This is a genomic window from Planococcus sp. TJ-201 (genome assembly GCF_058268495.1).
Window position 1 is genome coordinate 180661 of sequence record NZ_JBZDOG010000001.1, and the last position, 19382, is coordinate 200042.

The following is a 19382-nucleotide window of genomic DNA, read 5'->3' on the forward strand; positions in this document are numbered from 1 at the left end:
GCCTATTCCTCCCTTTATACGACCGGTTGGTAGTTGAACCCGAATCCATGAACATCGGCAATGTTGTAAACAATGATAAATGACTCTGCATCAATTTGATGGATTGCACGGACAACTTCTGCATACTCAGAGCGTTTCATCACCACCATCAGCATTTTTTTGGACTCAGCTGAAGTTGTTCCTTCAATCGCAAAAACGGTCATGCTGCGATCCAGAGTGGTTGACAACAAATAATTTCGAATCTCGTTCACCTGATTTTCACTAGTAACAAAGATGGCTTTTTTCCGCTCTAAACCAATCTCGATATACCCCATGACAAAAGTCGTAATAACTATGGAAGCAACCGCAAATAAAAACTCTTCCACACCAAAAACAAAAATATTAAAGACGACAACCGTTGCATCTGTCAAAAAATAGCCAACAGATGTGTTTAATTTAAAGTATTTATGGAAAATGAGCGGCGGAATAGTTGTTCCGCCACTTGATGCGCCTATCCAGTACAGAGAAGCGACGCCAAACGCAAAAATGACGCTGCCGAACGCAACGGAAAAAAAACGGTCCGTAACAACCATTGTTTCTGGAATGATCCCTAATGCAAGAGGAAGTACTAAACTGCCCAACACAGATTTTAAAAAGATTTCCTTTCCTAAAAAAATGAACGCAAGCAGCAGCATGAGCAGATTCAGCACAAGAACCACAATCGAACGATCAATATTTAAAACTTCTTCAAGCAAAATACCGATTCCAGTTACGCCTCCTGCTGCTACGTGGTGCGGACCTAAAAACAAGTTGATGCCAGCAGCCAGGACAAAAATCGCAAAGATGATGAGAAGACTTTCTCTGATAAGCTTCATCGGCTGGATACCTCCTTGGCTGGATCAGACGGTTTTAGGAAAAGAGGGCATCCGTTCGACTAACTGAAGTGCAAATTCAACTGCATGATCGAACTCATCAATCGGGATATACTCTTCAACCGTGTGAATGTTCTCATATCCTATAGAAACGTTGATGACGTTCTTGCCTTTTTCGTTAAATACGTTAGCGTCTGTTCCACCTCCACTGCGTTCAAATCGGACGGGCCGCTCCAATGCCTCTAAACAATTTTGAGCATGAATAAGCAAGGGATGCGTTTCGTCGAAATGGTAGCCTATTATTAGGTGCTTCGCTTCAAATTCCAGCTCTGCCCCGTACTGCTCTACTTCTTTTTCAAATGCCTGCCGCATGGATTCCACCTGATCCAGACACTTTTGATTATCAAATGACCGAACTTCTGCGACCATTTCAAGCCGGTCCATAACAATGTTCATTGCTGTTCCACCGTTAATCTGGCCAATGTTGGCGGTCGTTTCGTGATCAATGCGGCCCAGTTTCATTTGAGCAATTGCACGTGCCGCAACTTCAATTGCAGATATTCCTTTTTCAGGCTCCAGTCCAGCATGGGCTGCACGGCCCAATACGCGAATGTCCAGTCGGTACATAGTCGGGCTGGTCGTAATGATTCCGCCAACCGGTCCACCGTTATCAAGAACATAGCCGTACGTCGCTTGCAGTTTCGTCATATCCAATGCTTTTGCGCCCAGCAAGCCAACTTCCTCTCCTGGGGTCAGGACAAATTCAAGCGGGCCATGTTGAATTCCCCGTTCTTTCAGCCGCTGAATCATCTCAAGCATAATGGCAACACCCGCTTTGTCATCCGCTGCTAAAATGGTCGTCTGATCAGACTCAATACGCCCATTTTGTTCAAGCGGTTTGATGCCCTTTCCTGGCGATACCGTATCAATATGGGAAGAGAAAAAAAGTGGTTCTATAGAAGAGTCTCCTTCTAAACGGGCAATGACATTGTTCGCGCCTAATCCTGTTTCCGTGATCGTGTCATCTTCCCAAATTTGCAATCCGAGTGCTTCGAACCGCTGAATCAGTTCTCTTTGAAAGCTTCCTTCCGCAAATGATTCCGAATCGATTTGTACAAGCTCCATAAATTTGTCAGCCAACCGTTGTTTCGACATACTTATCCCTCCTGTTTATTCTGCCCACTTGCGATTTGCTGTAAAAGCAATCGTCAGCCATTTGTTTTGCGGCAGCCAAGAAAGTGCCTCGTCAATCTCCTCTCGAATTTCATCTTGCGCCAAGATGGAATCGAATTGGTATTGTTTAGGAACGATTATATCGATTTCTATGAATACAATGCTTCCGGTTTTTGAAATGCGCAAATACGTGTCTATTACACCGTAGTTGCCAACTATTGACGCTACACTTTCCTGTATGCGAAGCATCAAGTTTTCACTGGTTGACATGTTCAGCATTTCGCGCATTGCAATAACCATCTCAGTAACCGGGTAACGAATCAAAAAAAGGACAATTCCTATCAGCATGACTGGATCTACATACCGGGCAACAGCATCCATCGAAAACAAAGTTGCAATTCCTGCAATTCCGTAGCCTAAAAATGCGCCAATCCCCATAACGACAGTCAATCTCCATTGCTCCACTTCAGCAGTTGCCAAAACTGAACGTGCCTTGCGATTTACCTTTTTGAGATGCTTGTAAACTGCGATTGAAATTAATGCACTGAGGCCAAGGTAAGCAATCACCCAGCCGAGCTCGATCGAATTCCCTCCTTTTCTAACTTCATCAATAGCATTGACGAAAGCATAAATTAATAATAAAAAGACAACGAAATATTGGAAGAAAACAAGAATTGGTTCGAGTGATTCCTTGCCAAATGGAAATTGTACTTCATCTTTGACTACTATAAAGCGTCCCCCGCGTAAGGAGAGAACGCTCAGCACGACACTGAGAAGTGCATAAAAACCATCAAACAGGACAAAAGAAGAGGACAGTAAGAATCCTGCTGAAATACCCAAGACAGACAAAAAAAGAGAACAGAAAATAGATACTTGAAGGAGACGATCTTCAATGACAGGATTTTTGGTCGCCATGACAAATTCACCACCCATAATGGGAAAGTTCTCTATTTGTTATTGAAAGTATGTAAAAGTGAAAATATGCACACTCATTATTGAATGATATAAAAAGATAGAATATTATGAATACTCACTTATATTAAGTCACTTCCTCTTTTTTTTCAAGAATTTGGTTCTCATTTATTAAAATTTCATTCTTAGTTTGGAAAACCTCAGTAACAAAGTCCATGCTGCTGCGATATAAAAGAGAATTCTTATTTGTATTCACCAACAAAGAAGCCAGTCCTTATCAAACCGCCCCTTCTTCGTATATTTATCTATTTTCCCCATTGGTTCTCCACCGTTTTTATATTTATTCGATAAGAATATAACCTTTCCTTAGCCATACGACATAACCCATAGTTGATCAACTTGTTAATTTAAAGTACTGCGCTAACAAAAAAATAAGAACCAACTATAAAGATGAAGCTTCTAAATGTCTCTGGAATTTTTATTGTTCACTCAGCCAAAAACGCTCCCCTTGATTACGACTATGCAACACTCTTCGTTCTAAAGGCAGAGATATCCATTAATATTGAGTTAACGCTTGAAGTAGTTACAATCAACATGAAATTCGGCATATTCCATATCTTTCTAAACAATGTGGAGTCTATCTAGACAGCTTAAGCAGAATTTTAAAATACATATAATGGAATTTAATAAAAATAATTACATATAAGTGGAATTTAATAGTAAAAAAGTTCTAAAAAATATATTTTTAAGTAAATAATTAGGTTTATTTATTTTTCTTTTGATTTTAGGCTCTTTTTACTATTAATTACTATAGTATGAAGGTACAGCAAACTTTTTGGTTACTTTTTACTAATTATGTTATTAACTTTCATGTTCAAAATAACAAAAAATTATTTAAAACAAAAAGGGGGGAATTAAAACATGTTCATCTTCGAAAGCATCTCTGCTCTCTTAAGACTTGGAATGAATGAAATAAAATTTGCAGATAAAATCATTGAGTAAACCTGTACAAATTAAGAGAGAGTTCGGATATCGAATGAGTATGATCTTGCTTTAGTTTTTCCTGGAAAGGAATGTTTGTGGGTGGATTTTTCATATCCTGTTCTTCTTACATCTTTAGAGTGATGAATAGTTTAGTGAAAATCTTTTATGTACTAAATGCACTTTCTCGAAAAAGTGATAAAGAAATCAACGATGTCGAAGAAAAAGGAAATTTTCGTTGTAGAACTTACTCGCATTTTGCAATAGCTCTTTAATGAACGTTTTCTAAGTATTTTTAAAATTTTTAGTGAAAAAACGCAAAAGGATTTATCGCTTTTAAGCTTGGGGGGGAAATATTGAATTATACAGAGATGGAAAGTAAAGAATCGATGGATACCGGAGATGAATTTCTGATAGCCATTGATGCTGATGGAATCATACTTCATATAAATGAAGCCTGGCTTAGTTTTTGCGTTTTACAAAAAGAAAAAGAGTCATCATGGCAAGTAGGTACAAATCTGTTCCATCATTTGAGAGAATGTGGAAAAGAAAGTGAGATTGAGCTGCTGCTGCAAGTCTTGACTGATCAAACAAAAGAACAGAAAATCATGCATCCCCTCAAGGTCAAAAGCGGAAAAATTCAGTGGCTTCAGGGGAAAGTGAGAAGATTGATCCCTGTCCCAAACCGTCCGGTAGGGGCATTGCTATCTTTTAAGTTGGTGAGCTTAGAATCTTCTCAGCTGATTACTGCTGAACTGGTATTAGAAAGCATGACCGAAGGGTTTATTTTATTGGACAGCAATCTGCAAATAATTTATGTGAATAAAATTGCAGAAAAACTTCTTCATAAAAGCCGTGAGAATGTCATGCTTGGCAAACGCAAAAATTGGTTTTCAGAAGCATCCAATACAAGCTTTTACCAAAGTTGTAAGAAAGCCTTAAAAACTCAAGTTGTACAGGAATTCATTGATTATTTTGAGCCATTGGATAAATGGTTTCAAGTCAAAATTTGTCCCTTGAAAAATGGCAGCTTAAGCATGTACTTTCATGATGTCAGCGATCAAAAGATAAAAGAAGTCCAGATAGCAGAATCCACTTATTATGATTATGTAACCGGGCTTCCTAATCGGAGGTCTCTCTTGCTGACAGCAGAATCATTGATGAAAAAATCGAAAAAGTTTTCAATTTTTCATGTCTCCATCGAAAAGTCCAATTATATCCATGCTTTTGACCATTTTGATACAGGGGAAATACTCATCAAGACGTATGCAGAAAAACTAAAAGTATTTTCAAATGAGACTTGCCATGTTGTCAGAATAGAAGGCAATGAGTTTGTTATATTGCGTGAATCTCACTCAAAAGACAATTTAGAAGATATGGCAAAACAGATAGAAAAGTCCTTTTGTCAACCAATCAGGTTAAGCACTTCCCAAAAAATGAATGTCACTATAAATATTGGGATTGCCTGTTTTCCATTTGATGCCTCAACCATCAATGATTTATTTTCGTGCGCCAAAGTTGCTCTGTACGAAACCAAAAAGAGTCACGGTACATCCTATTCTTTTTTCCGGCCCTGGATGAAAGCATCATACAATCGGAAACTAATTATCGAACGGGATTTATCCAACGATTTAAATACATTAGGGTTTTATTACACCTTGCAGCCACAGATAAATGAGCTTTCTGGAAAAATAGTTGGAGCTGAGGTTTTATCCCGATGGAACCATCCCGAAATTGGAGAAATTTCGCCGATAGAGTTTATACAAATTGCAGAAGATTCCGGGCAAATCGACAGACTGACACTACATTTACTTAAAGAAGTGTTCATTCAAATCAAGGACTGGCAGAAAAGGTTTACCTGGGACCAGCGTATTGCTATTAATATGACTTCTTCCCTTCTTAATAATCCGGTATTTTTTGATCGCTTCTTTGAACTATTAAGCTTGCAGGGAATACCATCCAGTCTTCTTGAAATCGAAATTACCGAACAAGTCGAATTAGTCTATTCACAGCAAACACTGGAGACTCTTCTTCTTTGCAAATCTAAAGGCATTTCCATTTCGGTTGACGATTTTGGCACTGGATTTTCGATGATTTCTTATTTGACCCACTTTCCAATTAACAAAATAAAAATAGACCGGTCTTTCATACAAAAAATTGGACAAGACCGCAAAACAGAAGCTGTATTGAAATCCTTAATATATTTGGCAACCAGCATCGAGAGTGACCTTGTTGCAGAAGGCGTAGAACGGTTAGAGGAAGTTGACTTTTTACTAGAAAACGGTTGTGAAGTCTTCCAAGGCTATCTGTATGACAAGCCAATGACCCCGTCTGATTTTGAAGCCAAGTATTTTCAAACGGAAGTCAATTTTTCACTAGGCACAAAAACGGTTAAAAGTTCGCCAGATAATTGAATGCCTAAGCCGTGGCAAATAGGATTCAATGGAGAAAGGAAATCCACAAATGGAAAAAGATAACGTACTTCCCTTTGATAAAGCTTTCATGAGCGCAATAAAAGACATGGTGTTTATTGTAAGTACTGAAAACAATTCAATACTCACTTATGCGTTTTTGAATCAAGCTGTATTTGAACGGACAACCTTAACAGCAGATGCAATCGGCAAAACGTTTCAAGAAGTCCATAATGGCCCATTGGCAGAAATATTGACAAGGAACTACGAGAAAGTGTTGACCACTCGAAAAGTCGTTGTCTATACAGATTCTTATAGTTCTCCTACAGGCGAGTTTTATTATTCCGAATCTACTTTAACACCGCTCTTGGATGACGATGGTAACTGCACGCATATCATTGGGGTTGTCAGAGATACTACTGCCGAACGGTTAGCGAAAATGGAAAGTCAGCAAGCATGGAAACGTATACAGGTGAGTCGATCCCGTTACCGGTCACTGTATGACAACAATGCCGATGCTATTCTTTCGCTAGACCTGTCAGGGCATATTCAGTCAGGCAATCAAACGGTTGAAAAGCTGACAGGGTTTTTGCCAGATGACGTTGCCGGCATCGAGTTCAGCAAATTTATTTATGGAAAAGGTGCTAAAATGCTGGACTATTTTTACGAGCAAATACTGGTGGGAGGAATCGAAGATTTCAGGACAAAATTCCGAGGAAAATCGGGTCATTTGATTGGTGTATCCATCCAATTTGCACCGATTGAAGAGGATGATGAAATAGTTGGCATCTATGCCGTACTACGAGATATGAGGGAAATCGAAAAACTAATCAGCCAATATGCTGAAAGCGAAAACCGCTTTCGAATCATCGCCGAAAATGCCCATGATGTCATTGTATTGATGGACTACAAGGGAGAAATTTTGTATGTCTCCCCTTCTATAGAACGTGTTTACGGATTTGACCCAAAAGAGTATATCGAAAAGTCGCCTTTCCACAATGTTCACCCAGAAGATATTTCGCTCGTACGAAACATCTATAAGCAAGCTGTTCAAGAAGCAAAAAATTACGTAATTGAAATACGTCTGGAGCACAAAATAAACGGCTGGCTTTGGTCTGAGCTTCAAGGAACACCTATTTACAATGAACAAGGACAATTTGTTCATATGCTGACGATTACGCGAGACGTTACGTTGCAAAAAGAGCATGAAACAAAACTTCATTATTATGCGTACCATGATTCATTGACCGGATTGCCAAATCGGCGATTTTTCAAGCAACGCTTGTCTGAAGAGATTATTACCCACCAGGACGAGACATTAGCAGTTATTTTGCTGGACATTGACCATTTCAAACAGATTAATGACGACTTTGGCCATGAGGTCGGTGATGCGGTCATTGAGGAATTTAGCAGGCGCGTCAGCCAGCCACTGCAAGTTGGAGATATGGCAGCCCGCCTCGGCGGCGATGAATTTGTCCTGTTGTTGCCGAGCGTGAAAACCCGTGAACAGGCTGAGGACTTGGCACAACACATTCAAACCGCAATGGAAGGGCCATGGTATATGCAAAATGGACCTAAAAAAGTCACAGCCAGCATGGGAGTTGCTCTGGTTTCTCTGGCTGGAGCTACGGTATCATCTATTTTAAAAAGCGCAGATCTAGCGATGTATGATGCGAAAGAAAGCGGACGAGGTACTTATCGCCTTCAAAACTTTTAAATTCAATTTAATAGCAGACAAAAAGGAGTTTTACAATGCATTACCCGAACACCGAAAGCAAACTATCTGTGTTATTGGTCGACACCAATCGTCTTTTAGCAGAAGGTTTGAAATTGATTTTAAATGATTTAGACAATGAATTTTTAATTATCGACCAACACAATGCCTTGATTAACCTTCCTACTGTTTTCGAGGATTTTAGCTCAACCATCATTTTAGCGGAATTGTTCACTAGCGACTCTCAAGGAATCACGGAGCTGCAAGATTTTCTGCTTCAGCATCCTGAAGCAAAAATTATTATTTATTCCATTTCAACTGATAAACAGCACGTTCTCGATACATTAAAGCATGGCGCTGTTGGCTACCTTTCGAAAGATGCTGAAATAGATAAAGTAATCGAAGCTTTGCGTACTGTTGCTAATGGCAATTATTATCTTGATCCTTCTCTTGCACAATTTTTAATCAGCGAAGTCCAACAATTGCATGGCAGAATTAACGGCAATGAACATTTTTCTATCCAAATCGCAGAACCTGGTCCTGAGCTCCTTACGAAGAGAGAAATGGACATCGTCCGCCTATTGGCTCAAGGCCAAAGCAATCGGTTGATTGGCGAATTGCTTGATATTAGTGAAAAAACCGTGAAAAATCATATTTCTAAAATTCTTTCCAAGTTGGATTTGGTCGATCGAACCCAAATAGTTTTAAAGGCCATTAAAAGTGGATGGGTAGCTTTATAGAAAGATTGGCACTCATCTTTATAGGAAGAGCAAAAGCTATTACAAGCTTTTGCTCTTCCTTTTTTGCTGCCTATAGTTTTAAAAATCTTAACTTACGAATACATGGTTTAAGTTTCTTGACAACCCATCTACTTAGTTATACTATATAGTGGTAGTAAGTAATACAGATTAGGTTAATTCATATATTAAAAGAGGTGAACAAATTGGAAAACAATACCGAAATGTTAAAAGGTGTACTTGAAGGTTGTGTCCTCGAAATTATCAGCCGCGGAGAAACTTATGGGTACGAAATTACGCAAAAGTTGCGGGAACTGGGCTTTACAGATGTTGTTGAAGGAACTATTTACACCATTACCATGCGGCTCGAAAAAAATAATCTTGTGAATATCGATAAAAAAGCCTCTACTAAAGGTCCGCCCAGAAAATTCTACACACTCAACGTGGCTGGCCAAAAACATCTCGAAACTTTCTGGGGAAAATGGGAGTTTGTATCGTCTAAAATCAATCAATTAAAGGGGGAACACTAATTATGTTGGATGCAATTATTAAACTGATCATTGGCGACTTGGAAGAAAAGCGAGCCTACAAAAAACTGATGAACAGAGTTGATTCTCTGCCGCCAGATTATCGGTTTGCATTTCACAAAATTCAACATTACATGTTTAGTGTTGGTCCTGCCAACGGTGATATGACAATATTTACAGACTTGACACTATTTGCGGACTTAGCAGATTTTTTCGAAGCCAGTGCGGCCGAAGACAAGCCAGTTCTTGAAGTTATAGGTCATGATGTCAGCCAGTTTAGTGATGACTTTATGCGATCTGTGATTCCCAACTTTGAAAGTTCTCGAAATCGCTTGAACAGAGAAGTTATGGAAAACTTTAAGGTGAAGGGGGAATAATCATGCTGGATCTAATCAAAAAAATGATTGGTGATAAAAAAGAGTATAAAAAGCAAATGGCTAGAGCTGAAGCACTGCCCGAAGACTATCGGTTTGTTTTCGAGAAAATTCATGCATACATGTGGAGTTTTGCCGGCGGTGACGGCTCTGATATGTTAAGAACACAACACGAACTACTCGAATTGTTTGAAGCCAGCGCAGCAGATGGCATGCACGTCCTCGATGTCACGGGCAAAGACGTTGCCGAATTTTGTGATGAGTTTTTAAGCGGCACACAAATGTGGACTGACGCCTATCGGCAAAAAATCAACCTCGACATGATGAAGAAATTAGGAAAGGAGTAAGATTCTCTATGAAAGAGGTTGCAATTGCAGTGAATGGTTTGAAAAAATCATTCAAAACCAACCGAGTTCTAGAACATGTAGATTTTGGCGTACAGAGTGGTGAAATTTTTGCGTTGCTGGGTTCTAATGGATCAGGAAAAACAACAATCGTTAACATTCTTTCAACTTTAATGAAACCTGATGCTGGCGAAATAAAAGTAGCTGGATTGGATGTGCTGCTGCATCCCGATCAAATCCGGCAAAAAATTAGTTTGACGGGACAGTTTTCTGCTATCGATGGCGTTCTCACTGGTCGGGAAAACCTGATTATGATTGCTAAATTACGTGGAGTTTCCAAACCGCACCAAGTTGCAGATAAACTGCTTGCCAAATTCAGCTTGTCCGATTCCGCCGATCGCCGGACAGAGAAATACTCTGGTGGCATGAAACGCCGGCTCGATATTGCCATGAGTTTAATCGGTTCTCCAGAAGTTATATTTCTTGATGAACCGACCACAGGGCTTGATCCGGAATCGCGACTTGAAGTTTGGCGTACGATAAAAGAGCTGGCGGGCGGTGGTGCCACGATTTTATTAACGACCCAATACCTCGAGGAAGCTGAACAGCTGGCAAATCGTATTGCCATATTGCATGATGGTAAAATCATCACAACCGGAACACTTGCTGAACTCAAAAAGATGTTCCCTCCTACTAAACTGGAATATGTTGAAAAGCAGCCGACACTGGAGGAAGTGTTCCTGGCCATTATTAACAAAAAGGAGAGAATCTAAATGAAAAGCAAAACTGGAGTTTTGTTGGGACGCCTCATGCGTAACATTTTACGCAGTCCTGACACGATTATCACAGTAGCGATTACCCCAATCATAATGCTCTTGTTGTTTGTCTATGTCTTTGGAGGCGCAATAGATACGGGGACAACAAACTACGTCAATTATTTATTGCCGGGAATTTTGCTGATTACCATTGCATCGGGCGTCGCCTATACTTCACTGCGGCTGTATAACGATGTTCAAGGTGGCTTAATGGCACGTTTCCTTACGATGCCCATCAAACGCTCCTCCATTTTATGGTCGCATGTACTGACTTCGCTTGTTTCCAACTCGATTGCAGTCCTGGTGGTCATTGGCGCTGGCTTGTTAATGGGTTTCCGTTCAAGTGCAGGCATCTTGGAATGGCTGGCAGTAGTTGGGATACTGGGGCTATTTATGCTGGCCTTAACATGGCTGGCCATTATTCCGGGATTGAAAGCCGGTTCAATGGAAGGTGCGACAGCTTATTCCTACCCCTTGATCTTCCTTCCATTTATTAGCTCTGCTTTTGTTCCCACTGAAACTATGCCTGCCATGGTCAGGATCTTCGCTGAAAATCAGCCTGTGACTTCCATTGTGAATTCGATTCGTGCGTTATTGTATGATGGGACTGTAGGCACTGATATTTGGATGGCGCTTGCTTGGTGTATGGTTATAATGATCATCGCCTATTCCATAGCACTCAATGTTTTTAAAAACAAAGCTTGGTAACTCTAAAGAGTGCGCCGCCTGCCAAGCTACACTCTGCCACCGAGCTCATGCTATAAGTTAAATCGATTATCTATATTGCTAAAAACATTCGAGTCTTTGGTTCAGCTTGTCTATTTTTTCGGTTTGCAAAAGCTAAAAAACATTTATTGACAAGCAATATAAAGAAGCGTAGCTTGTTATTTATCGAAAATAAATATCGATCTGACTTTTATTTGCTAGTTCTTATAAACGAAGCGGACAGTATTCAATTTTCTGCAGGCTTTCTTAGGTCAAAATCGGCTTGTCTAGAGAGATGCTTACAAGTCCATCGTCTGTAAACTTTGTTTGCGTTCATGGCATGGTTCGTGAAATTGATTTACAGCACAAGCTGAGACCATTCATACCAATGGTCTCTTTTGTTGAGTAACAGATAGAAAAGAGGAAATTTAATGGAGAAACAATTTGTCGTCATCGGACTGGGCCGCTTTGGCAGCAGTGTTTGCAGGGAACTTTATGCGATGGGGCACGAAATACTGGCGATGGATCTGACGGAAGAGCGTGTCGATGCGATGTCTGAATTTGCTACACATACCGTAGTAGCTGACGGCACTGACGAAAGAGATTTAAAAGCTTTAGGGGTACGAAATTTTGAGCATGCCATTGTCGCGTTTGGTGAAGATTTGCAGGCAAGTGTCTTATGTACACTTATGTTGAAAGAAATGGGTGTTCCCAATGTTTGGGTAAAGGCAAGTGATCATCAGCACCAGCTCATTTTAGAAAAAGTGGGAGCAGATCGAGTCATCCAACCTGAAAAAGAAATGGGCATTCGGGTAGCTCACCTTTTAGATTCCGATAAAATTGTCGACTATATTGAACTGTCGAAAGATTATAGCATCATTGAGTTGATTGCACCTTCCAATATGTCTGGGAAAACGTTAAAACAACTTAATATTCGTGAAAAATATGGTTGTATCATTCTCGCCATTAAACGATTTGAAGATGTCAACATTGCACCTTTGCCAGAAGATGAAGTGTTCAAGGGAGATATTTTAATCACCATGGGCCACAGAAAAAGTTTAAGGCGATTTGAAGAAAAAGGCATGTAACATCAGCAATAGTGTTCGTAACTAATTGCCAGCACTCAGAAATGAAGCTTTTTTATCCCTTAAAATAGGAAGTGTCCCGAAATGCCCCTGACAAAAAAGAAAAAACACCTGTCCCCTCCCATTGTCATTTCAGGGAGCTTTATTGCACTGATCTTATTGGGCACCATGTTGTTGAAGCTGCCATTTGCTTCGGTAACACCAATTACGTGGGTGGATGCCTTCTTTACGGCTACTTCAGCAACGACGGTTACAGGATTGGTCGTCTTCGACCCTGGAAATACGTTGACTCTTTTTGGCGAACTGGTCTTACTGGTTCTCATCCAAAGCGGCGGAATTGGCTTAATGACCTTTGCAGTGGCGCTTTTTATGCTGCTCGGCAAAAAAGTAGGCCTGCAAAATCGGGTTTATCTCCAAGAAGCTTTTAACCAAAATTCTCTGGGAGGCATTGTCAAACTTGCACGCTTGATCCTGTTTTTTGTTTTAAGCATTGAGGCTGTTGCCACACTGCTTTTGACTCTCTATTGGTTTCCCGATTACGGCTGGGCACACGCATTTTACCTGAGCGTTTTTCATGTAATTTCCGCCTTTAACAATGCAGGGTTTTCCTTGTTTGAAGATGGCTTGATTCGCTTTGCGGGAGATCCGCTCGTGAACTTACTATTATCTTCATTGTTTATTATTGGTGGGATTGGATTTACGGTAGTAATTGATATTTATCAGAAGAAATCATTCTTTCATTGGTCACTCCATACGAAACTAATGGTGACAGGAACACTGATTTTAAATGCAGCTGCGACTGTTGTGTTTTTCCTGCTGGAGTACAACAATAACAACACAATCGGCGAGTTTTCACTGTATAAAAAAACCATTGTTTCTTATTTTAGTGCGGTGACTCCAAGAACTGCCGGCTTTAATACATTGGACTATGGCATGTTGGAAGACCCGACCTTGTTGTTTACGATGATGTTGATGTTTATTGGTGCCGGCAGTGCCTCGACGGCATCGGGTATTAAGTTAAGTACGTTTATCGTTGTTATTTTGGCAACTTTCTCTTTTTTCCGCGGACGTGAAGAACCTGAAATATTCGGACGCACGATTCGAATGCGGACCGTAATTCGTTCTTTGGCCATTACAACTTTAGGTGTCTTGACTGTGGTCATATTCTTGTTCTTGCTAACCATTTCAGAATCCATCCCCTTTCTGCCATTAGCGTTCGAAATCGTTTCCGCGTTTGGGACCGTTGGATTGTCCATGGGAATTACCGCTGATTTAAGTGATGCTGGAAAAATTCTATTGAGTGTGCTGATGTTTTTGGGCCGTGTTGGGCCGCTAACACTGTTCTTCTTGTTCCTCAAACCGAAAAAAGTGAAGTACCGTTACCCGTATGATCAAATCTTTACAGGCTGACAGCCAACGAAAAAAAGCAGAGCTATTGCATCTCTGCTTTTTGCGTTCAGACTGTAAAAAAAGGCCCAATAAATGAATAGTCATGTATAAATCCAACCGGTCCGGCCACTTCGCTTTCCGTGGGCTCAGCTTCAGCCTCCTCGTCACTTTCGTTCCTGCGGGGTCTTCAGCTTTCGCTGCCCCACAGGAGTCTTCGTGACCAGCCCGGTTGGAGCGTGTGGCTTTGATTAAAGAGTGCAGAGTGAAGCGACTTGAATGAGCCCCCAGGAGCTTGCAACGAGGAGGCTCAGTGCTTCGTCCGCGGCAGCGGGCACCGCGACGTCCTGTCGCGCCTGCTGCATGACCCACATCCTGTGGGCGCAAAAGCGTCCGCCTGAAGCGCAGGATTTCGTACAAACTAGACAACACACAGTTTCATTCTTCAAGCCTTATAACTATTCTTTTGTCTACAAGTTGAATGCAAAAAGCAGAGATATTGCATCTCTGCTTTTTGCGTTGGCCTATTTGCTGTTTGCATTCTACTCTCATGAATTTCTGAAAAATTAACCTTCCTCTATTTCTTTGAAAATGGCTAAGTTTACAGCCAGCACGTTGACCGTTTCTTCTCCAAACACTCCAGCCCAACGCCCTTCCGTATTCGCTTGCACTATTTGGAGCAGCTCGTCTTTAGATATGCCGCTTTCCGCTGCTACACGATCCATTTGAATGGCAGCTGCCTCGGCGCTAATATGAGGGTCCTGCCCGGAACCTGAAGCTGTCAACAAATCTGCAGGAATCTGCTCTTGATTCACAGTTGGGTTGTTTTCTAAAAATGCTTCAATATCAGCTGCTATTCGTTTTTCCAATTCAGGGTTGGACGGGGCATAGTTGAAAGATCCAGAACTGACCCCACTATATGCCGCCTCCCCTTGTTCATTTACCAGCACATCTTCTGCTGAATAGACATTATAATTAATGGATGAGACACGTCCGTGAAAATACTCAGGCGAGGTGAATGCCTGTCCGATTTTTTCAGAACCGACCGTTTGGCCATCCAGTTCGATCATGCTGCCATTTGCTTCGTGAGTGAAAAAAGCTTGAGCAACTGCAGTGACGGCAAATGGATACAACAATCCGCATAGTAAAAACATAACCAACGTAATCAATATGGCTTGTTTGGCGTTTTCAAAAAAAGTTTTCATCGTTCTGCCTCCCTATAATCCCATCATCCGTAAACTCGGACTGATTATTAAATCAATCAGCTTAATGCCAACAAATGGAGCGATAATGCCCCCTATACCATAAATCAGTAAATTTTTGCTTAACAACCGGCTTGCGCTCATCGGCTTGTATTGAACGCCTTTCATCGCAATTGGAATTAAAAGCGGGATGATGATTGCATTAAAAATCAAGGCCGAAATAATTGCACTGGATGGCGAATCCAGCCGCATGACATTCAAGGCTTCCATTTCCGGTACTGCAACAACCAACATTGCTGGAATGATGGCAAAATATTTAGCTGCATCATTCGCTACGCTGAAAGTTGTCAGTGCCCCACGTGTCATAAGAAGCTGCTTGCCGATTGCTACGACTTCAATAATTTTGGTCGGATTAGAGTCCAGGTCCACCATATTGGCAGCTTCTTTGGCAGCATTGGTCCCCGAATTCATTGCAATGCCGACGTTAGCTTGCGCAAGAGCAGGAGCATCGTTGGTACCGTCACCGGTCATCGCGACTACTCTTCCAAGTGCTTGTTCTTCTCTGATCAGCCTGATTTTGTCTTCCGGTTTGCTTTCGGCTACGAAACTGTCGACTCCCGCTTCTTTTGCGATTGAAGCGGCCGTCAACGGGTTATCGCCCGTGCACATAATGGTTTTAATGCCCATCGTGCGAAGCTGTTCAAATCGTTCTTTTAATCCCGCTTTTACAATGTCTTTTAAATAAATGACGCCAAGAATTTCATTGTTTTTCATCACTGCCAGAGGCGTTCCTCCAACTGATGACACTTGGTTAACCAATTGATCCAAATCGTTCGGAACAGATTTACCGGCTGCAACGGCCTGTTTTTTGATTTCATCAAAAGCCCCTTTTCGAATGCTGGTACCGTCCTGCAAATCAAGGCCGCTCATCCGGGTTTGTGCAGTAAATGGGATATGGCTGCTGTTTTTCTTAATATTTTCCTCATCTGACATGTCCAAGTTCATGGTTGCCGCAAGCGTCACGACGGACTTTCCTTCCGGTGTATCATCCGTCAGTGAACTTAACCAAGCCACCTTTGCCAACTCTTCGTGGCGAATGCCTTTGACCGGCTTGAACTCTGTCGCCATCCGATTCCCATAAGTGATTGTTCCTGTTTTATCCAGTATCAACGTATCCACGTCACCGGAAGTTTCTACGGCTTTCCCTGATAAGGCAATCACATTAAACTGGGTAACACGATCCATTCCCGCTATCCCGATAGCGGATAACAATCCGCCAATGGTAGTCGGTATGAGGCAAACCATCAATGCAATCAATGTAGAAATTGAAATGTCGACGCCCAAATACAAAGTCATGGGGTAAAGTGAAACAACTACCAGCAAGAAGATGATCGTCAAACTTACCAGTATCGTATTTAACGCGATTTCGTTGGGTGTTTTTTTGCGGCTCGCTCCTTCAATCAATGAAATCATCTTATCCAGAAATGATTCACCCGGAAGAGAAGTGATCTCCATTTTCAGCCAATCACTTGTTACACGTGTGCCACCGGTTACGGATGAAAAGTCTCCTCCCCGCTCTTTTATCACCGGTGCCGATTCGCCCGTAATGGCTGATTCGTCAACTGTTGCAATCCCATCCAGCACTTCGCCATCGTTTGGAATGATCTCGCCTTTACGGACAAGGACGACGTCACCTTTCTTTAACAGATGAGCCGGTTTCATCGTTTCCGAACCACCCGCCAGCAGCACACGGGCTTCTGTAATGGTTCGGGTTTTTTTCAAACTGTCTACTTGCGCTTTCCCTCGCCCTTCGGCTATTGCTTCTGCAAAGTTCGCAAACAAAATCGTGACAAACAACAGAAAAGCGACAATGCCATTGTAAACTCGACTTTGTCCCATACCAACCTCATTGAGTATGTCTGGAAAAATCGTCAAAACAAATACAAGCAGAAATCCAATTTCAACCACAAACATGACTGGATTTTTCATCATCCTAACTGGGTTGAATTTTTTAAAGGCATTAATCGTTGAGTTTTTCAAAATCTCTTTGGAAATAAAATGTTTGCGAGAATCTGTTACTTGTGGGTCTTCTTCTCTTAATACCGTCTGCATAGCTGTTCACCTCATCAGAAATTTAACTGCAAATGTTCAGTAATTGGCCCAAGTGCCACGGCCGGTAGAAAAGTTAATGCGCCAATCATTAAAACTACGCCTACTAGAAGGAAAGTAAACAAAGCATTATCTGTTTTTAGCGTACCGACAGAATCAGCATGCCACAATTTAACAGCTAAAAGAGAGGCGACGGCAAGCTGTAAAATCAGCGATAAGTATCGCCCAAAAAACATCGCCATTCCAGTCGTGATATTCCAAAATGCCGAGTTGTCAGCTAAGCCTTCAAATCCTGATCCATTATTGGCCGCAGAAGATGCAAACTCATACAAAACTTGGGACAGCCCGTGCGCTCCTGGATTGGTGATCCCGGAAACCCCTCCTGCTGAGACAACGGCTAGACCAGACAGCAGCAAAATGAGCGCCGGATGGATCAGCAAGCAAAGCGCGATGAGCTTCATTTCTTTTTCTTCTATTTTTTTGCCCAAAAACTGCGGCGTCCGGCCAATCATCAGGCAAGCTGCAAAGATGGTCAGAAATACATACATCATCATATTCATTAACCCAACACCTTTGCCTCCGAACACCACGTTCAGCATCATATTAAACATGGCAACAAGCCCACCGACCGGGGTCAGGGTATCGTGCATATTATTAATGGACCCGGAAGTAAAGGCTGTAGTGACAACCGTAAACAGCGATGATTGCGCTATCCCAAAGCGCATCTCTTTTCCTTCCATGCTGCCAATCTCCTGTGAAATGCCAAGCTTATCGATCATAGGATTTCCAGAACTCTCAGCCATATAGCAAACTATAACGCCTATCAAAAAAAGTATGCTCATGGCTGAAAAGATCGCAATTCCCTGTTTTCCGACAAGAGCTTTTTTCCGGCGCTGGGCGACCATCAACCCAAATGCAACCACACAGGCGCCTGGCAGCAGCATCATCGACAGCATTTCCACAATATTGGTTATGACGTTTGGATTTTCAAACGGCGTCGTCGAATTGGCTCCGTTAAAACCGCCTCCATTTGTGCCGATATGCTTAATCGATTCCAGCGAAGCAATGGGGCCGAGTGCAATGTCCTGAAGACTCCCTTCTATGGTCTCGACAGTTTGGTTTGAGTTAAGTGTCTGCGGCACACCTTGTGAGACCAAGATCACAGAAACCACAAGCGAAACCGGCAATAGGACACGCGTAATAACGCGAATAAAATCCACAAAAAAGTTCCCTAACGTATCGGTATTGGCAACCAGCCTTCTGCAAAAAGCCATGCACGCGGCATACCCAGTTGCAGCCGATGTGAACATCATAAATGTGATGACCAGCATCTGGGACAGATAGCTCAAAGCCGACTCTCCACTGTAATGCTGAAGATTCGTATTGGTCATAAATGAAATTATCGTATTAAAAGACAGCGTTTCTTCCATGCCACTGATGTCGTTTGGATTCAAGAACAGCCACGATTGCATCCGCAGCAAGCCATATCCGATAAATACCATAAGGGCATTGGATAAAATTAAAGCCAGCACATATTGCTTGCCAGTCATATCATTTTGTTTGACACCGCTTATTTTATAAATTATTCGATCAATTGGATCAAAGATTGGATCGAACCACGTCTTTTTGTGCATCGTCACTCGATATAAATAATGGCCCGCCAATAAAACTAGCGGCAGATAAATCACCAATACAGCAGCAATTTGCAACATCTTCCCTACCTCCTACTGAACTTTTAATATTTTTCCGGAAATAACAATGCATGGCCCAAATAGCCAAATAACAAAACAATAATAATTCCTAAACCAATCCACATACGCTTGTTTCCTCCTTATTGTTCCTTTTTGCTAAAGCACCAGTTCGCCAATCCGTAAAGACTGGCAAAGCTCAGTATAAGCAGTCCGATCATGTAGACATCTGTCATGTTCCCCATCCTTTCGCTGCTGATATTTTCATCATAGGGTACTTCAACTTAATGCAGCGTTAGGAAAAACGATTTTTCACTAAGACCGCATAAAGATGGAAATCTTAACGCTGTCTTAATGGGACTAGAGGC

The 19382-nt window shown here is 41.6% G+C and carries 17 protein-coding genes; 10 read left to right on the forward strand and 7 right to left on the reverse strand.

The features are described 5' to 3' along the window. Window positions 1-14: 14 nt before the first annotated feature. Genes AC4EG4_RS01060 through AC4EG4_RS01070 form a run of 3 tightly spaced genes read right to left on the reverse strand, consistent with a single transcriptional unit; the run spans window position 15 to window position 2939 of the window. Window positions 15-854 (reverse strand): YitT family protein, encoded by an 840-nt coding sequence (locus AC4EG4_RS01060; RefSeq protein ID WP_490978126.1) that lies wholly within the window; start codon window positions 852-854, stop codon window positions 15-17. 24 nt (window positions 855-878) lie between these two features. Beyond that, window positions 879-2006 carry a M20/M25/M40 family metallo-hydrolase gene (locus AC4EG4_RS01065; protein ID WP_490978125.1) on the reverse strand — a complete coding sequence of 376 codons (1128 nt, stop codon included), beginning with the start codon at window positions 2004-2006 and terminating at the stop codon, window positions 879-881. A gap of 15 nt (window positions 2007-2021) precedes the next feature. Next, entirely contained in the window at window positions 2022-2939 is a 918-nt protein-coding gene (locus AC4EG4_RS01070; protein WP_490978124.1) for a cation efflux transmembrane domain-containing protein, read from the reverse strand. Window positions 2940-4273: 1334 nt separating this feature from the next. Here AC4EG4_RS01070 and AC4EG4_RS01075 point away from each other — a divergent pair. From AC4EG4_RS01075 to AC4EG4_RS01120, 10 genes are all read left to right on the forward strand, one after another. Further along, window positions 4274-6331, forward strand: a complete 2058-nt coding sequence (locus AC4EG4_RS01075) for a sensor domain-containing protein (RefSeq protein ID WP_490986697.1) — start codon at window positions 4274-4276, stop codon at window positions 6329-6331. 49 nt (window positions 6332-6380) lie between these two features. After that, on the forward strand, window positions 6381-8045 hold the full coding sequence (locus AC4EG4_RS01080; RefSeq protein ID WP_490986698.1) for a sensor domain-containing protein: 1665 nt from the start codon (window positions 6381-6383) through the stop codon (window positions 8043-8045). A gap of 35 nt (window positions 8046-8080) precedes the next feature. Continuing rightward, window positions 8081-8782 (forward strand): LuxR C-terminal-related transcriptional regulator, encoded by a 702-nt coding sequence (locus tag AC4EG4_RS01085; protein ID WP_490986699.1) that lies wholly within the window; start codon window positions 8081-8083, stop codon window positions 8780-8782. A 203-nt stretch (window positions 8783-8985) separates the two neighbouring features. Further along, window positions 8986-9309 (forward strand): PadR family transcriptional regulator, encoded by a 324-nt coding sequence (locus AC4EG4_RS01090; protein WP_490986700.1) that lies wholly within the window; start codon window positions 8986-8988, stop codon window positions 9307-9309. Between the two features lie 2 nt (window positions 9310-9311). Then, complete coding sequence (locus AC4EG4_RS01095) at window positions 9312-9683, forward strand: DUF1048 domain-containing protein (RefSeq protein ID WP_490986701.1); 372 nt, start codon at window positions 9312-9314, stop codon at window positions 9681-9683. 2 nt (window positions 9684-9685) lie between these two features. Next, window positions 9686-10027 carry a DUF1048 domain-containing protein gene (locus tag AC4EG4_RS01100; protein ID WP_490978118.1) on the forward strand — a complete coding sequence of 114 codons (342 nt, stop codon included), beginning with the start codon at window positions 9686-9688 and terminating at the stop codon, window positions 10025-10027. Between the two features lie 8 nt (window positions 10028-10035). Then, the gene (locus AC4EG4_RS01105; protein ID WP_490986702.1) at window positions 10036-10797 is read left to right on the forward strand and encodes an ABC transporter ATP-binding protein; all 762 of its coding nucleotides are present in this window, start codon (window positions 10036-10038) and stop codon (window positions 10795-10797) included. Further along, window positions 10798-11547: an ABC transporter permease gene (locus tag AC4EG4_RS01110; RefSeq protein WP_490978116.1), complete on the forward strand. Its 750-nt coding sequence runs from the start codon at window positions 10798-10800 to the stop codon at window positions 11545-11547. A 428-nt stretch (window positions 11548-11975) separates the two neighbouring features. Next, a complete protein-coding gene (locus tag AC4EG4_RS01115) occupies window positions 11976-12632 on the forward strand; it encodes a potassium channel family protein (RefSeq protein WP_490978115.1) in 657 nt (218 codons plus the stop codon). Between the two features lie 81 nt (window positions 12633-12713). Further along, window positions 12714-14039 carry a TrkH family potassium uptake protein gene (locus tag AC4EG4_RS01120; protein ID WP_490986703.1) on the forward strand — a complete coding sequence of 442 codons (1326 nt, stop codon included), beginning with the start codon at window positions 12714-12716 and terminating at the stop codon, window positions 14037-14039. 542 nt (window positions 14040-14581) lie between these two features. Here the strand turns inward: AC4EG4_RS01120 and kdpC are convergent. The 4 genes from kdpC to kdpF are packed head-to-tail and all read right to left on the reverse strand — an operon-like array spanning window position 14582 to window position 19142. Continuing rightward, entirely contained in the window at window positions 14582-15220 is a 639-nt protein-coding gene (gene kdpC / locus AC4EG4_RS01125; protein ID WP_490986704.1) for a K(+)-transporting ATPase subunit C, read from the reverse strand. 12 nt (window positions 15221-15232) lie between these two features. Beyond that, window positions 15233-17329 carry a potassium-transporting ATPase subunit KdpB gene (gene kdpB, locus AC4EG4_RS01130; protein WP_490986705.1) on the reverse strand — a complete coding sequence of 699 codons (2097 nt, stop codon included), beginning with the start codon at window positions 17327-17329 and terminating at the stop codon, window positions 15233-15235. Between the two features lie 14 nt (window positions 17330-17343). Continuing rightward, window positions 17344-19038: a potassium-transporting ATPase subunit KdpA gene (kdpA, locus tag AC4EG4_RS01135; RefSeq protein ID WP_490986706.1), complete on the reverse strand. Its 1695-nt coding sequence runs from the start codon at window positions 19036-19038 to the stop codon at window positions 17344-17346. Window positions 19039-19061: 23 nt separating this feature from the next. After that, window positions 19062-19142, reverse strand: coding sequence for a K(+)-transporting ATPase subunit F (gene kdpF, locus AC4EG4_RS01140; protein WP_490978938.1), 81 nt, complete (start codon window positions 19140-19142; stop codon window positions 19062-19064). Window positions 19143-19382 lie beyond the last annotated feature (240 nt).